Annotated in this window: 24 protein-coding genes; 4 read left to right on the top strand and 20 right to left on the bottom strand. The window is 37.9% G+C overall.

The window, feature by feature from the left end:
- Window positions 1-44: 44 nt before the first annotated feature.
- The 5 genes from SK578_RS05565 to SK578_RS05545 all read right to left on the bottom strand — a co-directional run bounded on the left by SK578_RS05565 (window position 45) and on the right by SK578_RS05545 (window position 8316).
- Window positions 45-2561, bottom strand: coding sequence for a pneumococcal-type histidine triad protein (locus SK578_RS05565; protein ID WP_042751097.1), 2517 nt, complete (start codon window positions 2559-2561; stop codon window positions 45-47).
- A gap of 157 nt (window positions 2562-2718) precedes the next feature.
- Complete coding sequence (locus SK578_RS05560) at window positions 2719-5247, bottom strand: pneumococcal-type histidine triad protein (protein WP_042751095.1); 2529 nt, start codon at window positions 5245-5247, stop codon at window positions 2719-2721.
- Window positions 5248-5254: 7 nt separating this feature from the next.
- A complete protein-coding gene (gene adcAII, locus SK578_RS05555; RefSeq protein WP_042751093.1) occupies window positions 5255-6172 on the bottom strand; it encodes a zinc-binding lipoprotein AdcAII in 918 nt (305 codons plus the stop codon).
- Between the two features lie 141 nt (window positions 6173-6313).
- Window positions 6314-8047 (bottom strand): phosphoenolpyruvate--protein phosphotransferase, encoded by a 1734-nt coding sequence (gene ptsP, locus SK578_RS05550; RefSeq protein WP_042751092.1) that lies wholly within the window; start codon window positions 8045-8047, stop codon window positions 6314-6316.
- 5 nt (window positions 8048-8052) lie between these two features.
- The gene (locus SK578_RS05545; RefSeq protein ID WP_000146947.1) at window positions 8053-8316 is read right to left on the bottom strand and encodes a phosphocarrier protein HPr; all 264 of its coding nucleotides are present in this window, start codon (window positions 8314-8316) and stop codon (window positions 8053-8055) included.
- A gap of 351 nt (window positions 8317-8667) precedes the next feature.
- Between SK578_RS05545 and nrdH the strand changes: the two genes are divergently transcribed.
- From nrdH to SK578_RS05525, 4 genes are all read left to right on the top strand, one after another.
- A complete protein-coding gene (gene nrdH, locus SK578_RS05540) occupies window positions 8668-8886 on the top strand; it encodes a glutaredoxin-like protein NrdH (protein WP_000259240.1) in 219 nt (72 codons plus the stop codon).
- An 80-nt stretch (window positions 8887-8966) separates the two neighbouring features.
- Window positions 8967-11126 carry a class 1b ribonucleoside-diphosphate reductase subunit alpha gene (nrdE, locus tag SK578_RS05535; protein ID WP_042751091.1) on the top strand — a complete coding sequence of 720 codons (2160 nt, stop codon included), beginning with the start codon at window positions 8967-8969 and terminating at the stop codon, window positions 11124-11126.
- A gap of 195 nt (window positions 11127-11321) precedes the next feature.
- Window positions 11322-12284 carry a class 1b ribonucleoside-diphosphate reductase subunit beta gene (nrdF, locus tag SK578_RS05530; RefSeq protein ID WP_004262458.1) on the top strand — a complete coding sequence of 321 codons (963 nt, stop codon included), beginning with the start codon at window positions 11322-11324 and terminating at the stop codon, window positions 12282-12284.
- Between the two features lie 142 nt (window positions 12285-12426).
- On the top strand, window positions 12427-13194 hold the full coding sequence (locus SK578_RS05525) for a DeoR/GlpR family DNA-binding transcription regulator (protein ID WP_004262459.1): 768 nt from the start codon (window positions 12427-12429) through the stop codon (window positions 13192-13194).
- Window positions 13195-13298: 104 nt separating this feature from the next.
- On the opposite strand, the gene SK578_RS05520 is transcribed toward SK578_RS05525, so the two are convergent.
- The 15 genes from SK578_RS05520 to SK578_RS05445 form a co-directional block, all read right to left on the bottom strand.
- Complete coding sequence (locus SK578_RS05520) at window positions 13299-13556, bottom strand: DUF3884 family protein (RefSeq protein WP_078238621.1); 258 nt, start codon at window positions 13554-13556, stop codon at window positions 13299-13301.
- 41 nt (window positions 13557-13597) lie between these two features.
- A complete protein-coding gene (gene lacG, locus SK578_RS05510) occupies window positions 13598-15004 on the bottom strand; it encodes a 6-phospho-beta-galactosidase (RefSeq protein WP_042751504.1) in 1407 nt (468 codons plus the stop codon).
- Between the two features lie 337 nt (window positions 15005-15341).
- Window positions 15342-17033: a lactose-specific PTS transporter subunit EIIC gene (locus SK578_RS05505; protein ID WP_042751089.1), complete on the bottom strand. Its 1692-nt coding sequence runs from the start codon at window positions 17031-17033 to the stop codon at window positions 15342-15344.
- Entirely contained in the window at window positions 17033-17350 is a 318-nt protein-coding gene (locus SK578_RS05500) for a PTS lactose/cellobiose transporter subunit IIA (protein ID WP_042751088.1), read from the bottom strand. Before SK578_RS05500 ends, SK578_RS05505 begins: the two co-directional genes overlap by 1 nt.
- Window positions 17351-17385: 35 nt before the next feature.
- Window positions 17386-18222 (bottom strand): PRD domain-containing protein, encoded by an 837-nt coding sequence (locus SK578_RS05495; RefSeq protein WP_042751087.1) that lies wholly within the window; start codon window positions 18220-18222, stop codon window positions 17386-17388.
- 232 nt (window positions 18223-18454) lie between these two features.
- Complete coding sequence (lacD, locus tag SK578_RS05490; RefSeq protein ID WP_001229114.1) at window positions 18455-19435, bottom strand: tagatose-bisphosphate aldolase; 981 nt, start codon at window positions 19433-19435, stop codon at window positions 18455-18457.
- A gap of 1 nt (window position 19436) precedes the next feature.
- Window positions 19437-20366 (bottom strand): tagatose-6-phosphate kinase, encoded by a 930-nt coding sequence (locus SK578_RS05485; RefSeq protein ID WP_042751084.1) that lies wholly within the window; start codon window positions 20364-20366, stop codon window positions 19437-19439.
- A 10-nt stretch (window positions 20367-20376) separates the two neighbouring features.
- A complete protein-coding gene (gene lacB, locus SK578_RS05480) occupies window positions 20377-20892 on the bottom strand; it encodes a galactose-6-phosphate isomerase subunit LacB (RefSeq protein ID WP_001216913.1) in 516 nt (171 codons plus the stop codon).
- Between the two features lie 30 nt (window positions 20893-20922).
- A complete protein-coding gene (gene lacA, locus SK578_RS05475) occupies window positions 20923-21348 on the bottom strand; it encodes a galactose-6-phosphate isomerase subunit LacA (RefSeq protein WP_001018896.1) in 426 nt (141 codons plus the stop codon).
- Window positions 21349-21635: 287 nt separating this feature from the next.
- Window positions 21636-22532 (bottom strand): aldose 1-epimerase family protein, encoded by an 897-nt coding sequence (locus SK578_RS10575; RefSeq protein ID WP_080709975.1) that lies wholly within the window; start codon window positions 22530-22532, stop codon window positions 21636-21638.
- A 98-nt stretch (window positions 22533-22630) separates the two neighbouring features.
- A complete protein-coding gene (locus SK578_RS05465) occupies window positions 22631-24106 on the bottom strand; it encodes a PTS galactitol transporter subunit IIC (RefSeq protein WP_042751083.1) in 1476 nt (491 codons plus the stop codon).
- A 47-nt stretch (window positions 24107-24153) separates the two neighbouring features.
- Complete coding sequence (locus tag SK578_RS05460; protein ID WP_000590547.1) at window positions 24154-24459, bottom strand: PTS sugar transporter subunit IIB; 306 nt, start codon at window positions 24457-24459, stop codon at window positions 24154-24156.
- A gap of 38 nt (window positions 24460-24497) precedes the next feature.
- The gene (locus SK578_RS05455) at window positions 24498-24974 is read right to left on the bottom strand and encodes a PTS sugar transporter subunit IIA (RefSeq protein WP_004260657.1); all 477 of its coding nucleotides are present in this window, start codon (window positions 24972-24974) and stop codon (window positions 24498-24500) included.
- A 208-nt stretch (window positions 24975-25182) separates the two neighbouring features.
- Window positions 25183-25794, bottom strand: coding sequence for a hypothetical protein (locus SK578_RS05450; protein ID WP_042751082.1), 612 nt, complete (start codon window positions 25792-25794; stop codon window positions 25183-25185).
- Between the two features lie 184 nt (window positions 25795-25978).
- Complete coding sequence (locus tag SK578_RS05445) at window positions 25979-26674, bottom strand: hypothetical protein (RefSeq protein ID WP_042751080.1); 696 nt, start codon at window positions 26672-26674, stop codon at window positions 25979-25981.
- Window positions 26675-26683: the final 9 nt, after the last annotated feature.

Raw genomic sequence — 26683 nt, 5'->3', positions numbered from 1 at the left:
TAGAACAATATCCTTTCGAATAGATTATAACTAATAAAAATCTTTTAAGGTTTTATTTGTTTTAGTGTCTTAATATCATACATCACTAATTCACCGTTTTTATTGTAAAACTGAACCCCTTCTGGTTGAAAGATTAGAAACTTAGGATCAATTTGGGCAATTTTTGCTAACTTTTCTATATGTTCATTTAAAGTTACTTTATCTAACCCATAGTCTGGTAAATCATCGTCATTTTCTTCTTTGGAATTTTCTTTATTTACTGAAGGAATTTCGTTGGTTATACCAGTCTCATTCTCCCCTATATTTTTCTTCGGTTGCTCCTCATTTTTATCTACAGCAGTCTTATTCTTATCACTATTTTCAGTATTGTTTGAATCAGTTTTTAATTCTTCATTAGGATGTGTAGATGTTTCAGTTTTGGAGTCCTTTTCTTTCATTCTTTTGGCAATTAAGTCTTGCGCTTGTTTCCATTCTACTTCTGATAAGTCGGATTTAGTGATGCTTCTCAATGAACCACCTCCAGCTCTTGGAACACTAAATGATTTGTCTCCCCATACAAAAGTTTCTTTTGCCAATACATCTTTCGGATCAAAAATATAACCATCTGGAGTTGCAAATCGACCTTCTGCAAGAGCTTTCTGAACTTCTTCGGCAGAATGGATAATTTGCCAATTCAGCATTCCAGAGCGTTTTTCAAGAGGAGTTACATTAGCAATAACTGAGCCTGAGTCCTCGTGGCCTGGTTTAGACCAAACTTCGGGACGAACCTCAGGGTGCTGCATTACATATTTAATAGTTGCAATTTGATCAGACTCTAACCATGAGTAAGGCACAACGTGAATATGATCAATGTGTGGAATAATGAATGAACTTCCAGTATCATAGGTGGTATTCGCTGCATGCATCGGCAAACTTGAGACATCTACAGCCAATCTTGGTTTAATCCCTGTCTCTACTATATCATAACGATAATGATCTCGATCCTTAAGCATGAGTTCTTGTTCAGAAAAAGCAATTTGAGTAAGATCAAGTTCGTCTCGAGAATAGAAATATTCTTTTCCGTTTTCTTTAAGAACATAACCAACTTTACCATCTTTAGTCACTTTACCAGTCACTTTTTTTGAATCAAATTTTGGTTTTTCTTTGTTATTCATTTTCTCTGAAGGAATAACACTATCATTAGGTTGACCTTTTTCCTTCATCCACTTGCTAACTTCATCTAGTTCAAATTGTTCTAACTCTCCAAATCCCACATAATGGAAATGATTTCCATGTCTCGCTATAATGCCTGATTTATCAACTGAATAGATAGAATCTTTACTAAATACATATCCATCACTAGTATCGTATGGTTTGCCATCCAGACCCTTACCATAAGCCTTAATTGAATTTCCTAAAAATGTATGCTCAACTGTACTGTTTGTTGGCTTTTGGGTATTTACTGGCTTGTTGTTTCCAATATTTTGTCCTTTTAATGAAATCATTCTTGCAATCTTCTGCTCTAAGTCAGACATTTGAGAATAAGGGATAAAGTGATAATGATCTCCATGTGGCACTGCAACACCATTCGCAGTTTTTCTTGTAATCTGCGCCGGATCAAAGACAAGCCCATCTGATTCCACATGTCGTTGGCTAAGTGGCAAAGCATAAAGTTGTTTCAAGAGACTGGATACGTCTTCACTCTGACTAGCTTGATAGCTATTATTCACCTGTGGGCTAACACTTGGAGTCCATCTTCTGGTATTTACCTCAACATTGCTTTGATTAGTTTGTCCATCTGAACCACTATTCGATGTCACTGATACACTACTGCTAAAAGAATTTGTTGAAGGACGATACCCAACTGAGCTTGGTTGATTATCTTTTCCAGATAGGAAGGCTCGAGCAGCAGCTAATTCACTGGCAGACAAGTCACTCTTAGGAATATAGTGGAAGTGATTACCATGAGGAACAATATAGGCATCACCCGTGTCCTCAATGATATCAGAGGCATTAAAGATATAACCATCATCTGTTGTATAACGGCCTTGAGCTCTGGCAGCGACTACAGCATTATCGTTAGAACCTCCTCCGTGATTACTACCGTGTTCCTGCTTCTGACGAGTGATTTCTTCTTTTGAGCGAACATTATCAGCATGTGCTGCGTCCTTTAGATAGACATAATACTTACCATCTACCTTAATCACATAGCCACCCTTGATTTCATTGACAATGTCTGAATCCTTCAACTGATAATTCGGATCTTTCATCAACAGTTCTTCACTAATGATAGCATCATAAGGAACCTTGCCATTATAGTAATGATAATGGTCTCCATGAGAAGTCACATAACCTTGATCCGTAATCTTGATAACAATTTGCTCGGCATTAATACCTTCTTTTTTACTGACTTCATCAGGTGTCAAATTTTCTGCCTTTTGACTTGGTTGTTTACCATCAATGTATGAAACACGGTTATTTTCTTTTACAGTTTGAGCTTGATGCAAACCTAGTTCATAAGCGCAGACACTTAAAACAAGTGCAGCTGCTGACCCAGCTAGATATTTTTTATTGATTTTCATTCTTTCCTCTTTTCTTAACTCTATTTGATTCACCATAACATAATAAACCAGTTAATTAACTAGTTAATAGTTTACTCTTTTTAGTACTGCTTGTCAAGAATTTTTCGTATATACATAATAAAAATGAAAGCCTCTTTATCGAGACTCCCATTTTTCATTAGTTTGTTTTTTCCTTATTTACAGGTGAAGGATTACTACCTTTTAACAACGTAAGTAATTTCTCTGCTTCTGCCATGATACCATTATTATCCATGGTTTGCAGGCTCAAATTATTTCGTAAACCAGCTAGGGTTTCTGTCGCATTGCCTTTCAGACTAGCATCCGTTACTTTCGCAAGCAAAGCTTCTGCTTCTTTGAGCTTGGCTTCTACTTTTTCAGTCTCTACTTGAGGAACTTCTGGCTCAGCAGGTGTTTCCTCTACTGGTTCTTCATCCGCTTTGAAGTTCTTTTTGGGATCTTCACTGTGGTCTTTCTTACCTAAGACATGCTCGCTGGCATTTCCCCATCCGTCATTAGAATGTGGACGTTCATCAGGATGTTCAACATAGTACTTAATCGTCGCAAATAAGTCTTCTAGAGTATAACCATTTGGAGCCTTGTATGAATGATCATCAAACCAAGCAAATTTAATGTTATGGTAATGATCCTTATGAGGAATAATCAAATTACCATTTTTAACTTCAACTGTATGCTCGACCATGTATGGAAGTCGAACGAGTGGAATTCGTTTTTCCCCTTTCACACGATTGTAAATGGCCGCTGCACTATCTCCAGTTGGATTTGCTTGAGCATCTGCGTCTGCTGACGGAGGTAAAATCCCTTTTTCTTTAGTATAAGATTGAGCTGCAGCTTTTTCCTTATCAGAAAGGCTGTCTTTTCCAATCCAGTGACTATGGCCCATATGAGGTGTTACATAGGCATCTCCTTCATCACTGATAATATCATGTTCGTCAAAAATGTAACCATCTGACGTTGTATACTTATCAGCTAATTGAGCAATACGAACTTCGTTTTCGGTATATTCAATTTGAGAATTTGGTTTTCCAAGTCGCTCTGGATGGGTAATTGGTGCTAGGAATGCCAATAAATCATCTACCAATTTTCCTTTATTAGTCGATTCATCATTCAAGCGTTCTGCTAATTTGTCTAAGGCTTGGAAATCAGAAGTACGACCCTTATTTTCTGATAAGGCTTTATGAGCCTCGGCCAATAAATTATATGCTTTATCATAAAATTCTTGGTCACGAGGAGCAACTTTTTCTTTTTTAGCAGTTAAAGCGTGTGATACACTCTCTTGTTTTGATAACTTGCTTTCAAGATTTTTAACAGTTTCAGATGGTAAATCTTTCGCAAAAACATAGCGTGAGATTCCTTTTTCTTCGAAAACATATCCTTCTCCAACTTTTCGTACTAGCTGACTAACCAAAGCAGAATTTGAGTCTATTTTAGGATTTGGAGTAGGAGCCGGTTTTACAATAGGTTTCAAAGGTTTTAAGCTAAGAGCTGGCAAAACAGGAGATGGAATTAAATTTGGAAGGCTTGGAGTCGGAATTGGTTTTAATTCTTTACCACCTGCAGTAGTATGATTTCCTTGATAATTTTCAGAAATCATTCTCGCAATCTTCTGTTCTAAATCAGACATTTGAGAATAAGGGATAAAGTGATAATGGTCTCCGTGAGGCACTGCAACACCATTTGCAGTTTTTCTTGTAATCTGCGCTGGATCAAAGACAAGTCCATCTGATTCCACATGTCGTTGGCTAAGCGGCAAGGCATAAAGCTGTTTCAAGAGACTGGATACGTCTTCACTCGGACTAGCTTGATAGCTATTATCCACTTGTGAGCTAACAGTTGGAGTCCATCTTCTGGTATTTGCCTCAACATTGCTTTGATTCGTTTGTCCATATGAACTACTATTTGATGCCTCTGATGAGCTGCTAGAAGAATTTGTTGAAGGACGATACCCAACTGAGCTTGTTTGACTACCTTTCCCAGCTAGGAAGGCTCGAGCAGCAGCTAATTCACTGGCAGACAAGTCACTCTTAGGAATATAGTGGAAATGATTGCCATGAGGAACGATATAGGCATCACCCGTATCCTCAATGATATCAGATGCATTAAAGATATAACCATCATCTGTTGTATAGCGGCCCTGAGCTCTGGCAGCGACTACTGCTTTATCGCTAGAACCACCTCCGTGATTACTACCGTGTTCCTGCTTCTGACGAGTGATTTCTTCTTTTGTTCGAACATTATCAGCATGTGCTGCGTCCTTTAGATAGACATAATACTTACCATCTACCTTAATCACATAGCCACCCTTGATTTCATTGACAATGTCTGAATCCTTCAACTGATAATTTGGATCTTTCATCAGCAGTTCTTCACTAATGATAGCATCATAAGGAACCTTGCCATTATAGTAGTGATAATGGTCTCCATGAGAAGTCACATAACCTTGGTCCGTAATCTTGATAACAATTTGCTCAGCATTTATACCTTCTTTTTTACTGACTTCATCAGGTGTCAAAGTCTCTGCCTTTTGGCTTGGTTGGTTACCATCAATGTATGAAACACGATTATTTTCTTTTACAGTTTGGGCTTGATGCAAACCTAGTTCATAAGCACAGACACTTAAAACAAGTGCAGCTGCTGACCCAGCTAGATATTTTTTATTGATTTTCATAATCTCCTCATTTCAATTCTTCTACTAAAATACTCATATTGTCTTCTAGGTTTTCTAGATAAGTCTTATCGTTTTGTGGGTCTGCTTCTAAAGGATTCAGAGTTTTAAGACCCACACCTGTTGATTTAACAAGAGTTTCAGCTACTTTCGAAGAAGCATTACTTTCTGTAAAAATTGTTTTAACCTTATAGGTTTTAACAAATTCCTGAATTTCTGTTAGTTGTCTTGGACTTGGTTCTTGTTCTGGAGAGATGCCTGCAATACCAAGTTGATTAAGTCCAAATCTCTTCGCTAGATAAGAAAAGGCCGTATGTTGGGTTACAAAGGTTTTCTGAGTCGCTTTTTCAAATTTAGGCTGGAATTTCTTAGTCAATTCTTGAGCTTTTTTGATAAAGGCTTGCGCATTTTTCTGGTAAGTTTCTTTGTGTTCACTATCAACCTCTGAAAGTTTATCAGCGATAATTTGGGCTTCTTCGCCAGCTTTTTCAGGATCTAGCCAAGTGTGAGGGTCATAGAGCGTTTTTTCATCAACTCCATCACCTGCTTCCACATCTTCTAGACCAGGGACACGCTCCAATGTCATTCCTTCTGAAGCCTCTAAAACCTTAACTTTGGATTTTTTTAGATTGGGATCCAGACTTCCCGCCCAAGATTCAAGTGTATGCGAATGGTAGACAAAGACATCTGCATCATAGATGGCTGCAATATCATTTGCTGAAGGTTCGAAGGAGTGAATTCCGCTACTTGACTGGATCATTCGAACATCATTCAAGTCACCAGATACTTCCTTGACCATGGCATAGATAGGATAAAAACTAGTCACAATTTTCATCCCTTTACCTGACTGGCTCTCCTTCTGCCCACAAGCAGCTAAACACAAAAGAAAGACACTTAACAACACTAAAAACAAATTTTGTTTCTTCATAAAAACTCCTTAACTAGTTATTTAACTAGTTAATATTCTACTCCGTTTTTTTTATTGTCAAGCATTTTATGAACTAGTTAATAGATTTTATGATTTTAAACTATAAAAAAACCTTGCAACTTAGTTGCAAGGACTTTTCGATTAATCAAAGTTAACGTATTCTTTTTGAAGTTCAAGAACTTCTTCCATTGTTGAACACTCTGTAAGGGCACGGTTTGCGTACTCTTCCATCTTAGCAGTATCCAATTTCTTCATCAAGCTACGTGTACGGAGTACAGATGTTGCTGACATAGAGAATTCATCCAAGCCCATTCCGACAAGAAGTGGAACAGCTTTTTGGTCACCAGCCATCTCACCACACATACCAGCCCATTTACCTTCAGCGTGAGCTGCCTTGATAACGTTGTTGATCAAGCGAAGGATTGATGGGTTATATGGTTGGTAAAGGTATGAAACTTGCTCGTTCATACGGTCTGCTGCCATTGAGTATTGGATCAAGTCGTTTGTTCCAATTGACATGAAGTCTACTTCTTTTGCAAATTGGTCTGCAAGCATTGCTGCTGCAGGGATTTCAATCATGATACCAACTTGGATGTCATCCGCAACTGCAACTCCTTCAGAAAGAAGGTTTGCTTTTTCTTCTTCATAAACTGCTTTAGCTGCACGGAATTCTTTCAAGAGGGCAACCATTGGGAACATGATACGCAATTGACCATGAACAGAAGCACGAAGAAGGGCACGGATTTGTGTACGGAACATTGCATCTCCAGTTTCAGAAATAGAGATACGAAGGGCACGGAATCCAAGGAATGGGTTCATTTCGTGTGGCATATCGAAGTAAGGAAGTTCCTTATCTCCACCGATATCCATTGTACGAACAACCACTGGTTTACCATTCATTCCCTCAAGAACAGCCTTGTATGCTTCATACTGCTCATCTTCAGTTGGGAAATCTTGAGAATCCATGTACAAGAACTCTGTACGGTAAAGTCCAACAGCTTCTGCACCGTTGTTGTTAACACCTTCAACGTCTTTTGGAGTACCGATGTTAGCAGCCAACTCGAAGTGTTTACCGTCAGCAGTTACTGTTTGAGCATCTTTCAAAAGTGCCCATTCAGCTTTTTGTTTAGCATAAGCTTCACCAGCTGCTTTAAATTCTGCCGCTTGTTCATCTGTTGGGTTGATAATCACTTCACCAGTAATACCGTTAACGGCAAGGATATCACCGTCTTTCACTACTTCAGTGATGTTATTTGTTCCCAATACAGCTGCAATTTCAAGTGTACGTGCCATGATAGCTGAGTGGCTTGTACGTCCACCGATGTTTGTTACAAAAGCTTTTACAAAGTTTTTGTCCAATTGAGCTGTATCAGATGGTGTCAAGTCATGCGCAATCACAATTACTTCTTCATTGATAGAAGCTGGGTTTGGCAATTTTTTACCAAGAAGGTTAGCCAACACACGTTTTGTCACGTCGCGGATATCCGCTGCACGTTCTTGCATGTATGGATTGTCTTCCATTCCTTCAAAGATAGTGATGAACATGTCAGTCACTTCTTTAAGACCTGCTTCAGCATTGACTTTCTTAGCACGGATTGTTTCTTTAATCTGACCAATCAATTCTGGGTCAGCAAGAACCATCAAATGAGCGTCAAAAACTTGAGCCGCTTCTTCACCAAGCGTACCTACAGCCTTCTCACGGATAAGAGAAAGCTCGTTTTGAGAAGCTTCAAGAGCTACATCCAAACGAGCCTCTTCTGCGTTTGTATCTTCGACTGAAACAGTCTCGAATGACAAATCCGGTTGAACGAGTAGATATGCTTTTGCAACTGCAACACCGTCAGATGCTGCGATTCCTTTAAGCATTTCTGTCATTTTCCTTATGCCAATCCTTCTTTTTCCATTGTTTCTGAGATTGCAGCGATAGCATCATCTGCATCTGCACCTTCAGCTGAGATAGTTACGTCAGCACCTTGGCCAACACCAAGACTCATAACACCCATGATTGATTTAAGGTTAACTGATTTACCTTTGTACTCAAGAGTGATATCTGAAGCAAATTTGCTAGCAGTTTGTACCAACAATGTTGCTGGACGTGCGTGAATACCTGTTTCTGCCACTACGTGGAAATCTTTAGAAGCCATAGTTTGACTCTCCTTTTGTTCTTTCTTTTTTGAGTTATATGTGATAACCCTTACAATTTGGTATTATATCATCTTCTAGGATTTTTTTCAAGCATTTTATGGGATTTATTCGATTTCCTTTCAGATAACTTGCTGAAAATCTTCTATTCTAGATAACAAAACACAGGATATAGTTTTTCAAAAAACAACTTATAGGATAATTATCACTATCTCACAAAAACAAACACTACATATTGTGTTTTGTGAGCTTGAGTAGAAAAATAGACCACTATATTTAGTTTCAAATCATTGACAAAAATTTATTTTCTGATATACTAAGAAAGTAATCTATTTTGAAAGAGGAGTTACACAATGGTAACCGTTTATTCTAAAAACAACTGTGTCCAATGTAAAATGACCAAACGTTTCTTGGACAGTAATAATGTCGCTTATCGTGAAATCAATCTTGATGAGCAACCTGAGTACATCGATCAAGTTAAAGAGCTCGGTTTCAGCGCAGCTCCTGTTATCCAAACACCAACTGAAGTCTTTTCAGGTTTCCAACCAGGAAAATTGAAACAATTAGCATAATCTTAGTACATCATCCAGAAGAAACTGCTTCTAGGGCTAACTTAGAAGCCTTTCTTTTGTAATTAGATAAGGGAAATTTTATGGGATTAAAACATCTTGAAGACGTAACTTACTTCCGTCTCAATAACGAAATCAACCGTCCTGTTAATGGACAAATCATGCTTCATAAAGATAAGGAAGCCTTGGATGCCTTCTTTAAAGAAAATGTAGTTCCAAACACTATGGTTTTTGATTCAATCAAGGATAAAATCAACTACCTCATTGAACACAACTACATCGAAACAGCCTTTATCAAGAAATACCGTCCAGAATTTTTGGAAGAATTGTCTCAATTTATCAAAGACCAAAACTTCCAATTCAAGTCTTTCATGGCAGCTTATAAGTTTTACAATCAATACGCCTTAAAGACTAATGACGGTGAATATTATCTTGAAAGCATGGAAGACCGTGTCTTCTTTAACGCCCTTTATTTTGCTGATGGGAATGAAGCTATTGCCATCGATATTGCCAATGAAATCATCCACCAACGCTACCAACCGGCTACTCCTTCCTTCTTGAATGCTGGACGTGCTCGTCGTGGTGAATTGGTATCATGTTTCCTGATCCAAGTAACTGATGATATGAACTCTATCGGACGTTCTATCAACTCAGCTCTTCAACTTTCACGTATCGGTGGTGGTGTGGGAATTACCCTCAGCAACCTTCGTGAAGCTGGCGCACCTATTAAAGGCTATGAAGGAGCTGCTTCTGGCGTCGTTCCAGTTATGAAACTTTTCGAAGATAGCTTCTCTTACTCAAACCAATTGGGTCAACGTCAAGGTGCTGGTGTTGTCTACCTCAACGTCTTCCACCCTGATATCATCGCCTTCCTTTCAACTAAGAAAGAAAACGCCGATGAAAAAGTTCGTGTTAAGACCCTTTCACTTGGTGTTGTGGTGCCCGATAAATTCTACGAATTAGCACGTAAAAATGAAGAAATGTACCTCTTCAGCCCATACTCTGTAGAACTTGAATACGGTGTGCCATTTAACTACATCGATATCACTGAAAAATACGATGAACTAGTCGCAAATCCAAATATCCGCAAGACAAAAATCAAGGCGCGTGATTTGGAAACTGAAATCTCTAAATTGCAACAAGAGTCTGGCTACCCTTATGTAGTCAACATTGATACGGCTAACCGTGCAAACCCAGTTGATGGTAAGATTATTATGAGTAACTTGTGTTCTGAGATTCTTCAAGTCCAAGAACCAAGCTTGATCAACGATGCTCAAGAATTCCTTCAAATGGGAACGGATGTTTCATGTAACCTTGGTTCAACCAACGTAGTAAACATGATGACTTCCCCTGACTTTGGTCGTTCTATCCGTGCTATGGTTCGTGCCCTTACTTTCGTTACAGATAGTTCGCACATCGTAGCTGTACCAACGATTGACCATGGAAATAGCCAAGCCCACACCTTTGGTCTTGGTGCCATGGGACTTCACAGCTACCTTGCCCAACAACTTATTGAATATGGATCCCCTGAGTCTGTTGAATTTACAAGCATCTACTTCATGCTTATGAACTACTGGACTTTGGTTGAGTCAAACAATATCGCTCGTGAACGTGGCATCACCTTTCACAACTTTGAAAAATCAGACTATGCTAAGGGAAGCTACTTCGACAAGTATGTGACTGGCGAATTTGTTCCAAAATCAGACCGTGTTAAAGAACTCTTCAAAGATGTCTTTATCCCTAGTGCCACTGACTGGGCTGAACTTCGCGACAAGGTTCAAGCAGATGGTCTTTACCACCAAAACCGCCTTGCTGTAGCTCCAAATGGTTCTATCAGTTACATCAACGACGTTTCTGCTTCTATCCACCCGATTACGCAACGTATCGAAGAACGACAAGAAAAGAAAATCGGTAAAATCTACTATCCTGCTGCTGGCTTGTCAACAGAAACCATTCCTTACTACACTTCTGCTTACGACATGGATATGCGTAAGGTGATTGATGTTTACGCCGCTGCGACTGAGCACGTGGACCAAGGACTTTCACTCACCCTCTTCATGCGTAGTGACATTCCAAAAGGACTTTACGAATGGAAGAAAGAAAACAAACAAACGACACGTGACTTGTCTATCCTTCGTAACTATGCCTTTAACAAGGGAATCAAGTCTATCTACTACGTCCGTACCTTTACAGATGATGGTGGAGAAGTCGGTGCTAACCAATGTGAAAGCTGTGTGATTTAATCTTTGCTTGAGGAAACTACATTTTCTCAGATAAGTGATTCATTCACCCTGCTAAACTAAACTAGAATAAGCATCTATACTATGGAAAAACAAAAAAGTCGGGCTTCCGACTTTTTGTGCGATACTCCTCTAGAATTATGATAAAATAGAAGTAATTGTGAGTTCGCAATACTAAACACAGAAAGAGATTTCAAAATGGAAACTTACTACAAAGCCATTAACTGGAATGCCATCGAAGATGTCATCGACAAATCAACTTGGGAAAAACTGACGGAACAATTCTGGCTCGATACACGTATTCCCTTGTCAAACGACTTGGATGACTGGAGAAAGCTATCAAATGTAGAAAAAGACTTGGTAGGAAAAGTCTTTGGTGGTTTAACCCTTCTCGACACTATGCAATCTGAAACTGGGGTTCAAGCCCTTCGCGCGGACATCCGTACACCACATGAGGAAGCTGTTTTCAATAACATCCAATTTATGGAATCTGTCCATGCTAAATCTTACTCATCAATCTTCTCTACCTTAAATACTAAGGCTGAGATTGAAGAAATTTTCGAATGGACTAATACCAATCCTTACCTACAAAAGAAGGCTGAGATTGTCAACGAAATCTACCTAAACGGTAGCCCACTTGAAAAGAAAGTTGCCAGCGTCTTTCTTGAAACCTTCCTCTTCTACTCTGGTTTCTTCACTCCCCTCTACTATCTCGGTAACAACAAACTAGCCAACGTTGCGGAAATCATTAAATTGATTATTCGTGATGAGTCTGTTCACGGAACCTACATCGGATATAAATTCCAACTCGGTTTCAATGAATTACCTGAAGAAGAGCAGGAAAAACTCAAAGAATGGATGTACGACCTGCTCTACACTCTTTACGAGAATGAAGAAGGTTATACAGAGAGTCTTTATGACGGTGTTGGTTGGACGGAAGAAGTCAAAACCTTCCTTCGCTACAATGCTAACAAAGCACTCATGAACCTGGGGCAAGATCCACTCTTCCCAGATTCAGCTGATGATGTCAACCCAATCGTTATGAACGGTATTTCAACAGGAACATCCAACCACGACTTCTTCTCACAAGTCGGAAATGGTTACCTTCTTGGTGAAGTTGAAGCTATGCAAGACGATGACTACAACTACGGTTTGAACTAATTCAATTATCCCAGAACTGATAACAAATATCATGGCTTGTTTAAAACAACCATGATATTTTTGTTTTTGTTTTCTTTTGTTTTTTAAATTGATTGATTGAATACTTTATGATAAAATAGTAATAGAAATAGAGGTGATAACGATGTTAAAGCAGGAAAAACTAGATAATATTCTAGAAACGGTAAATACAAAGGGAACTATTACTGTAAAAGAAATCATGACTCGCTTGGATGTGTCAGATATGACTGCTAGACGCTACTTGCAAGAGTTGGCAGACAAGGATTTACTTGTTCGAGTTCACGGTGGAGCTGAGAAAATTCGCACAGGTTCTATTTTAAATAATGAGCGTTCCAATATTGAAAAACAAAGCTTACAAATCGCAGAAAAACAAGAAATCAGCCGTTTTGCAGGCCATTTAATTGATGAGGGTGAAACCATTTTTATTGGGCCAGGGACAACCTTGGAATCTTTTGCTCGTGAACTTCCAATTGATAATATTCGTGTTGTAACAAACAGTTTACCAGTCTTTCTCATTCTAAACGAACGAAAACTAACAGATTTGATTTTAATTGGTGGAAACTACCGCTCTATCACTGGAGCCTTTGTCGGAACACTAACCTTGCAAAACCTAGCCAATCTCCAATTTTCTAAAGCTTTCGTTAGCTGTAATGGTATTAAAGACAATGCGATTGCGACCTTTAGTGAAGAGGAAGGTGAATCTCAACGCATCGCCCTCAATAATTCCAATAAAAAATACTTACTAGCTGACCATAGTAAGTTCAATAAATTTGATTTCTATACCTTCTACAATATCTCTGATATTGATACCATCGTTTCAGATTCTAAACTGAGCAAAGAAACGTTTGAACAACTTTCAAAACAAACAAAAATTATTCTTTCTAAACCATAAAACTGAGGATTGATAAAATATAAAATGCGTCATATCAAGAAAATAAGAATCTTGATATGACGCATTTTTTGATGAAGATTTTTACAAAGAGTTTCCTAGATTCTTTATGATTGTTGAAACGGCATAAAATCTGAATCAAAGGAGATATTATCCCGTTCTTCAGGACTGATAAAATTTAAAAAGATATTTTTAAATTCTTCTAGCTCATAGTCTGAATGGCAAATCCATTCTTTACCGGTAGAGACATACCATTTCCCAAGTTTTTTCAGCTCCTCATTAGTCAAACAAGGTATTTGAGAACATTTATCAAAATTAATAATATAAACTTTTTCATAAATTGATTGGATAAAATTTTTGAACATCTTTTACCTCACTAGAATTCTATGTCTAATTACTAATTCTACTAGTCTATAATCTGACTTTCTGCTACTTTCTTGTACCAATGAGCTGATTTCTTAGGATAACGTTCTTGAGTTTCAAAGTCTACATAGAAGAGACCGTAGCGTTTTTCATAACCATTTGACCATGAGAAGACATCCATTAATGACCAAATGAAGTAACCTTTTACATTAGCACCATCTGCAATCGCATCAGATAAGACTTCCAAGTGTTGTTTCACATAATCAATACGTCCATCATCGTAAACAGTGTTATCGACGAACTCATCTTTATAACCAAGTCCATTTTCAGTGATGTAAATCTTCTTGTAGTTCGGATAATCTTTCTTCACGCGCATGATTTGGTCATACAAACCTTGAGGGTAGATAATCCAATCCCAGTCTGTACGTGGCACATAATCCGGAGCTACACGACGACTAACACCTTTGATTTGGTATTTAGAGCTTCCTTTTTCACCTTTACCATTATGGATAATTTCAGTTTCTCCATCAAAGGCTTCCATCCAGTCACTCATATAGTAGTTGATTCCAAGGAAGTCATTCAAGTCTTTTGCAGCTTCTAATACTTCGAAATCTTCTTCACGAAGATCTAAGCTACCACCATTGACTGATAAGATATGGTTGACACCTTCTATCGTTTCAGCTGAATAGCGACCTAGATAAGTTGCATCCAAGATAAATTTATTGTGAATAATATCTTCCAACTCAGCTGCACGAACATCTGCAGGATTTTCAGGATCTAGAGGATACTTAGTAGGCAGAGCATGAACAACCCCAATTTCACCTTTATAGCCTTTCTCTTTGTACAATTTTACTGCACGTGCATGAGACACCATCATATTGTGGTGCGATTGGAAGACTTTGGCAAGATCGTACTGAATACCTGGAGGGAATTTACCAACCAAGTATTGACCATCACCAATTGGCCCAATTTCATTAAAGGTTGTCCAATAGTTTACTTCTGGGAATTCTTCAAAACAGAAAGCCGCGTAGTCTACAAAGTGTTCAATGTTTTCACGGTTTAAGAAGTCGCCATTTGAGTGGAGAGCTTCTGGTGTGTCAAAGTGATGAAGAGTTACAAAGGGCTCAACGTGACGTTTGTGACACTCTGCAAATAAATTATGATAAAACTCAACACCTTTAGCATTTACTTGACCGTAACCAGTCGGGAAAATACGTGACCAGGCAATAGAAATTCGAATACCATTGACACCATACTCTTCTGCCAACTTGAGGTCAACTGGGTATCGATTGTAAAAATCACTGGCTGGCTCAGCAGTGTACCAGTAGTTATCTTCAAGATATTTATCCCAAGCAACTGGTCCTTTTCCATCAGTATGCGTAGCGCCTTCTGCTTGATAGGCAGCTGTTGCGCCACCGAAAATAAAGTCTTTTGGTAATGATTTTGTCATTTTTTCACCTATTTCTTGATTTAAATAAAGTAAAAGTGAGAGGAGAGGAGTCAGTGAGCCATCCTTCTCCATCTCACTTCTTGTACCAAGTCACCGGATTGTGACATGAGGAAGTAAAAACGATATCTTTTTACCGACGAATTAATAAGTCGATTAGGAAATTCGACATAGCAATTTCCGTAACGATAGGAGACTATTTCAGAGTCCCTATCGTTAATCGAATTGTGACATGAGAAGGTAAAAACGATAGCTTTTTACCGACGAATTAACAAGGCGATTAGGAAATTCGCCATAGCGATTTCCGTAACGATAGGAGACTATTTCAGAGTCCCTATCGTTAATCGAATTGAGCTTGTACGAATGCAAGAGCACCTTTTCCATCACGAGTTAATTTGATGTATTGAGCGCCTTCTGTTTTCGCAAGTTTAATATCGAGTTTATCAGTTTCTGCTTTCATGTCTTCAAAGTTTGAAGCAACTTGAGGGGCAAGGATAACAAGATCAAACTCTGGCAACATTTCACGGTGAGCACCATAGCCACCTGCTGCTGCTTTCACAGGAACATTGTATTCTGCAGCTGCCTTGTTCAAAGCATTTGCAAGGAGACCACTTGTACCTCCACCAGCACATAGAACAAGGACATTTGTTTCGTCAGTGATTGTATTTTGTGCTGCTTCTACACCAGCTTTTTCAAGAATAGCATCTGCTTTTGCAGTGTTGAAGTTTGCAGCAACTTTTTCTTTCAATTCATCATTAGATTTACCTGAACGCTCTTCTTCAAGAATTTGTTCATCATAGACTTTAAGGAATGGATAGTAAATGACTACGTCAACCACGATTAGAAGGGCAGCAAGAATGAATGATAGAACTTGGAAGTTGGTTCCAAGAACTAGACCTAGTGGAGCTGGAGTTGTCCATGGTAGATTAGCAGTAAATGAATTCATTCCAAGAGTTTCAATGAAGAATTTAAAGATCCAAACGTTTGCGATGGGAGCAAAAATAAATGGAATGAAGAAAATCGGGTTCAATACAAGCGGTGCACCAAACAAGATTGGTTCATTTACACCAAAGAATGTTGGAACTACTGAAGCACGACCGATTGCACGGTTACGTTTAGATTTTGTTAACCACATGAACATGAATGGAACAACCAGTGTCGCACCAGTACCACCCATGGTAACGATAAACATTTGTGTACCAGAAGTAAGAATCTTGTCAGCGTGCATACCTTGTTGGAGGAGATTCAAGTTGACTTCGGCATTTGCATAGGTAATAGCTGCGATTGCTGGTTCAACGATAGATGGACCATGGATACCAACAAACCAGAAGAAGGCAAAGGCACCAAAGATAATGGTAATACCAAGGTATCCGTCTGCTGCTGAGAAGAGTGGTGCGAAGAATTTACCGATTGATTCTGCCACACTTGCACCAACAAAATGACGTGCTAATAAGTCAAGAGCATAAAGAGAAACAACTGAGAGAGTGAATGGAATCACATCTTTAAAGACTTGTGAAATATTTGGTGGAACTTCGTCAGGCATACGAATAGTGACGTTGTTCTTAACACAAACCTTATAGATGGCTACAGTAACAAAGGCAGCAAGGAAGGCTGAAAGCAAACCTTTTGTTCCCAAGAATCCAGTAGCTAGACCATTTTCGATAGGATCAGCTGCCAACATCAACAAACCAACAATCGCTGCTAACAGTGTTGACATATAGTTGATTTGATTGGTTTTCTCCATGCTACGGTTTACTGAGTCAGTCAATGACTTAGCTGTTGTACCAGCTACCAAGAGAGCCAGAATACCCATAGAATAGCTATAAGGTTTCATCAGAAAGGCTACAACTTCATCAGACCATTTAAAGCCCCATGAGTTTGGTACAAAGGCGATTAAGATAAAGATACTTGAGAAGAGAATAACAGGCATACCTGCAATGAAACCATCACGAATAGCACGAAGATAGATATTACGAGATAATTTCTCAAAGAAAGGCTTTCCTTTCTCGATAAATGCAATTAGTTTGTTCATTATTTAACTCCTCTCTTATAAAGTTCGATTAAGTGGTGCATCAAATCTTTTAACAAGACAGTTGTCATCAAGTGATCTTGACCATGCATCATGGTCACACTATATGCTAAGTCCTCACCAGAAGCTTCCTTAGTCAATAGACTTGTTTGCGCGTGGTGAGCCTCTGCAATACAGCTACCAGCTTCCTCTACCAGAGCGTCCGCTTTTTCAAAATCACCAGCTTCAGCAGCCTTCAAGGCTTCCAATAGTTTTGAACGAGCGTCGCCAGCATAGGCTACGATTTCAAAACCTAACAATGTTACTTCTTCTCTATTCATGATAGAATTCTCCTTATATAGTTTTAATTAAATTTTTATGACAATAAACGTTGGATATGTAGAACTAGATAAACACGTTCACTTTTATACAAATCAAGACCCGTATGTTGTGTAATCACATCATAGATCTTGGAACCAATCTCGAACGCTTTTGGATAGGATTGTTTGATATGGTCTTCCATGTCCAGAAGTGATTGGTTATCATCTCTAGATCTGTCTAAATAATCCAAGAAATAATTCAAATGAATCATAAAGCGATCATAGAAATGGTTATTCTCTTTAGTTCGTTGAATTGCATATTCATTTAGAACTTCCTCAACATTCTTGAGAATTTCTTTCCTCTTATCAATCGACTCCACAAGTTCCACTTCATTTTCACCTTCTGCATTAATGAAATGATAAGCAATCCGAATAATTTCATCCTCAGGAAAATTATCCGCTAGCTTCTGACGGTAAATTTCAAATGCGTCATTTGCGATTTGAAAAGCGACAGGATACTTGGTAGAAATATCTGGCAGATTACTATCCTTGTACCTTCCTTGTGCTAGAGCTTGGTAAGAACAGTAAATATGATCTGTCAAGGTTACGTAGAGATATTCTTGAATCGGATAATGATATTTCTTTGATAGCTTATCAATGATTTCATAAGTCACTGTGATGAAATCTAGCGGAACATCTTTGAGAAGAGCCATAAAGTTTTCCCTGGACTCTTCGGTCTTCATCCGAAAGATTTTCTCAACCTGCTGTTCAGCAATCAAATCTCCCTTCTTCTTTCCAAATGCAATCCCCTTACCAATCACAATCACTTCTTCTCCTTTATCATTTCTGACAAGCGAGACATTGTGATTCATTGGATTTAGAATTCGATACATGTCAACCTCCTTTTATATCTTAAAGGTATATGAGTACAAAAAATGACCACAAATGAACTAGAAAATCAGCCGATTTCTAATTCACCTGCGATCATGCCTAATATTACTTAGTAACACTCACCTTGTATTAACTTGTGATTTAAGTATAGCACAAGTAAGTTATTTTGTAAACCTTTACATACAACTTTTTTAAATTTTTTTAGATTCATGTTCCTAACCTAGGAGGACTTGCTTACACGCGTTCTTTCCATGAAGTCGCTGTTGTTTGAAGAACTTTATTGAGCTCATCAATGTTTTCAAAACCAGTTGTGCGAAGCCATTCGCGAGCTGCTGCTTCACCATCTTTGATGTAAGCTTCAACTGATCCAGCCCATGTAGCGCGGCCACAAAGAACTCCGTTAAAGTTTGCACCTGATTCGTGAGCAAATACAAGAGTATCTTGGAAGAGTTTAGCTGATACACCAGCACTCAAGTAGATGTATGGCAAGTTAGTTGCTTCATCTTGGGCTTTAAAGAAGGCTGCAGCTTCTTCGCGTGTATAAACTACTTCACCTTCTGCAAATCCTTCAACATATTTAATGTTAACAGGAACTTCTACTTTCAAGACATCAATGTTAAAGCGTGGGTCTGAGAAGACTTTCATAGCACCGATAACTTTGTGTGGTTTTACTTTCGCATATTCTACAGAACCAGCGTCAGCAATTTTTTCATCGTAAGCAAGGATTTCAAGGAAGAATGGGATATCTTCAGCCACACACTCAGAACCGATACGTTCGATGTAAGCTTGTTTTTCTTGGTTAAGTTCGTCTGAGCTATCTACATCATAGTAAAGCAAGAATTTAACTGCATCTGCACCTTCTTCTTTAATACGTTTTGCAGACCAAACATCCAAGCAGTCTGGCAAGCGTTTTGTGCTTGTTGTATCATAACCTGTTTTTTCATAAGCAAGGAGAAGACCAGCTTTTTCATCAAGAGCTTTAGTTGCTGGAAGTCCATACTCAGGGTCAAGAAGCATTGATGAAGCGTATTTAGTCAATTCATCTGCTACCAAGACTTTAAGTTCTTCCATTTGAGCTACAGTTGGTTCTTCTGTTTGGTGTTGAGCCATGAGGCGTTTCAAAGCACCACGTTGGTCAAATGCAAGAGCTGAGATGATACCATTTTCATCAGAAAGTTTTTCTAAGCGTGCACGTTTTTGTTCTGTTAAAGCCATTTTATACCTCTTTTACTATTAATTGATCATATAGAGCTTGATAGTTGGCCATGTTGACATGACCAGTCATTTTTTCTTGAGCATTGAGCATACCAAGGACATTTGCCTTGATGAGTAATTCTGCATCCGATTCTTTATGAAGAAGTCCTGAAGAAATTCCTGCCACAGTAGAGTCTCCAGATCCGACAGGGTTGACTACCTGAATTCTAGGAATATCGACCTTGTAGAAGGTGTTACCATGTTTGGCAAAAGCACCGTTGGCACCAAGTGAAACGATAATCCATTCAATCCCTGCAAACAAAGGTTCTTGAAGGACTTCTTTTAATTCATCCAAATCCTCAGAAACTTCTCTTCCAAGAAGCTGAGATAATTCCTCATTATTTGGTTTGATTACTGTTGGTTTATGTGGTGATTCAAGAACCGCCTGAAGAGCTGCACCAGAGCAGTCCAAGACAACAGGCTTGCCAGCTTGATTAGCAAGTTCTACCAAGCTCGCATAGTAATCAACTGGAAGGCCAGCTGGGAGACTACCTGAGATAGCTACTACTTCAACTGAGCCCAGAAGATTTTTGAAATGTTCCAAAAAGTCTTGACCTTCCTGTTCCAATACTACAGGACCTTTTTCAAGAACTTCTGTTTGGTTGTCTCCGTGAAGAATAGCGATACAGTTACGAGTTTCTCCCTGAATTGAGAAGAAAGCTTTCTTTACTTGATTATCGATATTTTCAACCAAAAACTCACCAAGTTTACCACCCACTAAACCAGTAGCAAGAACTGAATCCCCAAATTCTGAAAGTACTCGGGTAACATTGAGTCCCTTACCACCAGCCGTTTTGGTTACATCCAACACACGATTGACAGTATCAATCTTTAACTCATCCAAGGGATAGGAAATATCAATGGATGGGTTCATTGTGACTGTTAAAATCATAGGTCACCTCTTAGTCGTGGTATTCTCCGCGATCCCATTTTTCAAGGAATTCAGTGAAGAAGTTTGCGTCTGTTTGTTGAGCATTGTGACTTTCAACGTGTTCAATTTTCGCAATCAATTTCTTGTTTTCTTCAGATGGTTTGTATTCAGCATGGATGAAAGCTTCGATGATGTCACACATGAGCAATTCACCAGTAATCTTACCACCAAAACCGATAACATTGGCATTCAATTGTTCTTTAGCATAAAGGGCTGTTGTCATATCACGAACCAAGGCAGAACGGACACCTGGAACTTTATTTACAGCGTTGTTGATACCAACACCAGTACCACAGATACATACCCCAAGATCAGCTTGACCGCTAGTTACAGCTTCCCCTACTTTTTTACCAAAGATTGGGTAGTGAGTACGTGTATGGTCATATGTACCAAAGTCAATGACTTCATATCCTTTTGATTTCAAAAATTCTGAAACCGCCATTTTTTCATCTGTTACGATGTGGTCACATCCAATTGCAATTCTCATTTTTAACTTACCTTTCTTACTGTAATCTAATTAGCACATTTTGTTCAACATGTCGACACGAATTTGGTGACGTCCACCATCGTATTTACCGTTAACAAATCCTTTAGCGATGTTTTTAGCCAATTCATCACCAACAAGTTGTGCACCCATAGTGATCATACGTGAGTTGTTGTGACCACGAGTCATATAAGCTGAACGTTCGTCAGATACTTCTGCAGCAACCATTCCTTTGATCTTAGTTGCGACCATAAATGGACCAGCTCCATAAGCATCAATCACGATACCAAGGTTTTGTTCTTCTTTGTTTACTTCTGCAGCAACAGCAAGAGTCACATCAACAAAGTCTTGACCTTCAGCTGTAACATCCACAACGTGGAAGTTTTCTTTTTCCAAGAAGTCTTTCACAACTTCTTTCAATCTCAAACCTGCAGCATCTGCACCGATAACAATAGCCATATTGTATACTCCTTTTTATTTTTCTAGGCTAGTAAAACCTTTTATAGTTAGCAGTTTACCTACAAAAAGTTTTCTAGCAGTTTATTGACAAATTGGATTGAATGAGATGAATGACACCTTATTCAAGTTTAGGAAACCAGTTTCCTAGAAATAATCTTTCTCCACAAAAGAGAATATAACAAGCGATTATTTGTTTGTTACAAACATCATTTGTTGCTTACAAACATAATATACTCCTATTTCCTAAAAAAGTCAACAGTTAGTGTTTGTTTTTGTGTTTTTTTTAACTAAAAAATTTCGATATCAAAACCAATTTGATCCACTTGACCAGGTTCTAGGAGACGAACATTCTTCTTATCTTCTAGATGATCTCCTTCTTCAAGTGATGTTGACAAGCCAGACCAAGGTTCAAAAGCAATGAAAGGACCTTTATTCAAAGTTGACCAGATAATAAGGTTTGGAAACTCTTCAAAGTGCACTTTCAATCCCTTATCATGTTTACGAGAACGAAGGGCAATTGTTCTAGATTGCAATTCATCTAAGGTAACCGCATCTGTGCTGAAAAGATCATAACTAAGATCGATTTCTTTTTGCCCCTCTAGCCATGGGCTTCTATCTTGAAAATCCAGCATACCCGTTTCTGGGAAAGGACGTGGAACAGAGCAAGTCTCTTCTTTCTCAAACTCTAAATAGTAATCTTCATAGACTTCATCATCTAGTAGAGGACAATTAAATCCTGGATGTCCACCAATAAAGTAAGGCATGACCTTACTAGTTTCTTTATTAAATATTTTGTATTGAGTTCGTACTGTTTTGGCAGAAAGGGTATAGGTGATCTCTAGGCGAAAATGATAAGGATAATTTTGATAGCTATTCTCATCGTCTTCAATTGCAAAAGTTACACTCTTGTCTGTCTGTTCAACTAATTCAAATTCTTTCTTACGAACCAAACCATGACGAGGAATGTTTCCTTTACTTTCCTGCCCCTTCTCATCTATATAGACGGCTGTATCCTCTCTCAATGAACCACAAATGGGAAAGAGAACAGGAGCTTGTCCACTCCAATAAGTAGCATCCCCTTGCCACAAATACTCAAGTCCCTCAGCATCTTTTATAGAAGAAAGAGCCCCACCAAAACTGTTAAATTGAACTCTTAATTGTTCTGATTTTAATTCAATTACCATTATTTTCTCCGATTTCTTGATAGTTTATAAAAAACTAGGCTGTCACTCCTAATGGTATGACAACCTAGTTTCAACAATTTACATTTTATAGGAGCGCATTATTTTGCTTTTGCTGCGTACTCTTCGTTACGTTTGATCATTTGTTTTCTGTACCATGCAAAGATACCGATATAGAATACAAGGAAGGCTACAGCACCAAGGATTGCTTTGATATCACCAGTTGTAGTGTTACCAATTGTCCAACCAAGAAGTTTTTCGATTGGTCCTTCAAGAGTTGAGTGAGTGATCAATTGAGTTTGGCTCACACCTTCTGGGAAGGCACCTACACCTTTAGCAAGTTCTGTTGCAAATGGCGCGATAAGTGTACCTGAAAGAAGGAAGAGTGGCAACAAGAGTGTTCCGAAGATAATCATACGGAGCAATTTACCACGTGTTACAACCAAGAGAGCTGGAGTAACACCCATAGCGATGATACCTGCAAGTGGCAAGATACCATTTCCGACGTTTGAAAGAAGCACAGCTTCAATCAACATAATTGGTGCAAGTACGTTTGCACAAGCCCAGATTTCAGCACGACCAGCGATGAATGGCCAGTCTAGACCGATGTTAAACTTACGTCCTTCCAAACGTTTAGTAGCAACGTTTGTAATACCTTGTGAAAGTGGTTCTACGGCAGCAATGAACCATGAACCGATAAGTGAGAAGAGTTCCAAAGCTACACCGGCTGTCAAACCAAGAGACAACCAACCTTTGATAACTTCTTGCCAGTTTGCTGCATCTTTAAGTCCTTCAACCGGATGTGGAGTACCCATCAAACCGATTACGATACCAAGAATGAAACCGATGAAGAATTTAGATCCCCAGAAACCAATTTTTTTATTCAATTTAGCAGCGTCAAAGTCATATTTATCAAGACCTGGGAAGAATTTTTCAAAAATCTTATCCAAAACCATGATAACTGGGTTCATCATGTAGTTCATGTGAGTTGAAGTCATTGGAGATGAACTTGGTGCGTTAAGAAGGTCATCAAATGTAGGTTTCATCAAGTCAGAGTTGATAATTTTAAGAACACCTACAAGGACAACTGCTGCAGTCGCGATGAAGAGAGAAACCCCTTGACTAACTCCATTGTTGTCAGCATACCATTTAATCAACAGACCTGTGATAGACAAGTGCCAGATATCGAAGATATCGACGTCAAGTGTGTCAGTTTTCTTCATAGCAAGCATCACTACGTTGACAATCAACATGATGAGCAAGAAGTAAAGTGTCCAAGCAGATCCCCAAGTGATTGTAGCAAGTGGTGCCCAACCAACGTCGGTGATGTTCAATTGAATACCAGTGTTTTCAACGAATTTTGCAAGTGATGCTGAGAAAGCACCATTTAACATACCGATGATGGCACCGATACCTGTAAGAGCGATGGCAAGTTTGATACCACCTTCAAGCGCTTTGGAGAATTTCACTCCAAAAAGTAGAGCCAATACTGTCAAAATGATCAGCATGATGATTGGTCCACCCATATCCAAGATAGGTTTGAACAGCTTATTGGCTAGTTCGATAATGACATCCATAATAGTTCCTCCCTTTTTATAGTTATATGAATGTTAACAAATTAAAATTAGCTTAATCCGTGTTCTTTGATAGCTGCTTCAATATTGTCAAATACTGGAGCACTCATTGCTGGGATACGGAATAAGATTGGTCCAGCTTCGATAACTGGAATACCTGGGTCAAAACCAAGGTCTGTCGCAGCAATTGGTGTGAAGATGTCATAACCTTTGATAAGGTCTTCATTAACGTCTTTGACCATTACCGCATCACAGTGAACATCGAAACCGCGGTTTGAAAGTTCTTCTTCAAGAGCACTTTTAATTTGGTGGCTTGAGTTAACACCTGCACCGCAGGCAGCAAGAATTTTAATCATATGGATTTCCTCCGATTTAATATTTTTAATAGACAAGATTAAGCAATTGCTTCAGCAATATAAGCATAGATAGCTTCTGGTTCAGAAATTTTTGATAGGTCTTCAAGATGACCATTTCCAGTAAAGAAGTCCATCAACTGAGCAAGAATGTTCGTTTGGCTTGAACTTGAGTTATTAATGATAAAGAAGAGTAAGGATACTTCTACTTCCTTATCTGGCGCAATCATATTGTGGAAAGTCACTGGTTTTTCTAATCGAACTACCACAACTTTTTCGGCAAGATTATGAACAATATCTGTGTGAGGAATAGCCACATTCGGCAAATCCTTACCCAAAAATTCCATATCTAAGCCAGTTGGAAATGACTTTTCACGCGTGATCAGGGCTTCACGATAGGTCGGAGTCACGATTTCTCGTTCTTCCAATAAAGTTGCGACCTGATCAAAGAGATGTTCTTGATTATCCGCTTCTAAGCAAAACACAAGGTTTTTGTCAAAGAAATGATCTAATCCCATAAGGTTTTCCCTTCTTTCCATTAACTTTATGCTATAAGTATAACACTATATGAAATCGTTGTCAATATTTTTTGTTGTTTTTTGTCCTTTTTTTGATTGTTTTGTTTATTTTTTATCTTTATAACCAAAACAAACATTTAAAACAAACATTTAAATCGGTTTTTAATGACTTAAACAAAAAAACAGGATACCAATCCTGCTTTAATAATTATTTTTGAATTGTCCAACTCTCTTCAATCATGGGAAGTAGATTTTTTAATGTTTCTGGAGTCCCTTCTAAAGCAACATATCTGAACTTACCATCACTAGATTTAAAAATCCATGTAATGATGTATTTTCCAGACTTAGAAATTGCGTTAACTACATAGGCTTCATAACCTCCAATAGTTGACTTAGAACCCCAAACTTTAGTGAATTCTGGATTACTTTCTTTTGAAGTAAAAATACTATCAGAAATACGAACTGTTTCAAGTTTTTGAAATTCATTATCAGGAATACCAAATTGTTCTGCTTTAAAAGTATTCAAGGTGACAATATTGACATCCGTACCGTCTGAATATTGAATATCATTGCCTCCCTGTACTTCATTGAACTTAATCCAAGACTTTGGTACTTTAACGAACCCATACTCATCAGAACCAATAACCTGTGTTTCTTCAGTCTTCTTATCAGAACTTGTAGTCGTCGGGGTAGACCCTTCCTGGCTACTTGAAGAACTAGTAATCACATTCGTGCTAGATTCTGTTTGACTCTTATTTGAACATGCCACTAACGTGACACTTGTAAGCAAAATAGATGCTAAAAGTAAAATTTTTTTCATAATAACCTCCATATGTTACTCTACCATAAATGGAGTCAATTTACAATTTTTAATAAAAACAAATAAAATATAAGAATTTTTTCCAATTTTAGTTCAAACATTGGATTTGATAATATAGAATATACTCTTGATTATGAAAACTGACTAAGTCGTATCGAATATCTATCTATCCAATTATTGAATTCTATAATAACATTGAATCACTTTCCGAATATCCTTTTTCAACAAATATTTTAATATTCATTGTATTTGCTTGACTCAATCGTATATTCTTACTAAAAGTTAATAAATATAGATATATCGTCGTAAAAAACATAACAATTAAATTACCATATACATAAATATAAATAAGTAAAGAACTGGCAATAACCACATTTATAATTAGGAGAAGCCAATTTTTTAATTTAAAATTACTAAACTTTTCAACTACATGGTAATGACGAGAATTTTCTAATATAAAAATTTTATTAATCATCAGTTTTTGCTTATAAGAATAGCCCAAGCGAAATAATACTGATAATATAACAGGTAATGCAGAAAAGATAAAATACGTAAAGCTATGAGATAAAACAAGATTAAATTTATTAAAGCCAATAAATTCTATTAAAAGAATGAAAAAAATCACTATCATTATCGGTAGCATGAAAAATCTACCTAATTTTATATTTTTTGTTATATCTTCTCGCTTATCCTCAGATTGCTTTTTTATCTTATAAAATAAATCAAAATCAATCTTATAAATTTTATAAAAATAACCAAAACAAGTCGTAGATTCACAATCCAGTAACCCGTAACCATTATTTATTTCAATTAATAAATATCGAGTAAAACCATATAACTTTTCAGTTTTAATTTGTTTTTCTTCTAATACTTTCATCATAAGTTAAAG

This window comes from Streptococcus mitis, assembly GCF_000722755.1.
GTDB lineage: Bacteria > Bacillota > Bacilli > Lactobacillales > Streptococcaceae > Streptococcus > Streptococcus mitis_CM.
This window is presented reverse-complemented; position numbering and strand designations above follow the sequence as displayed.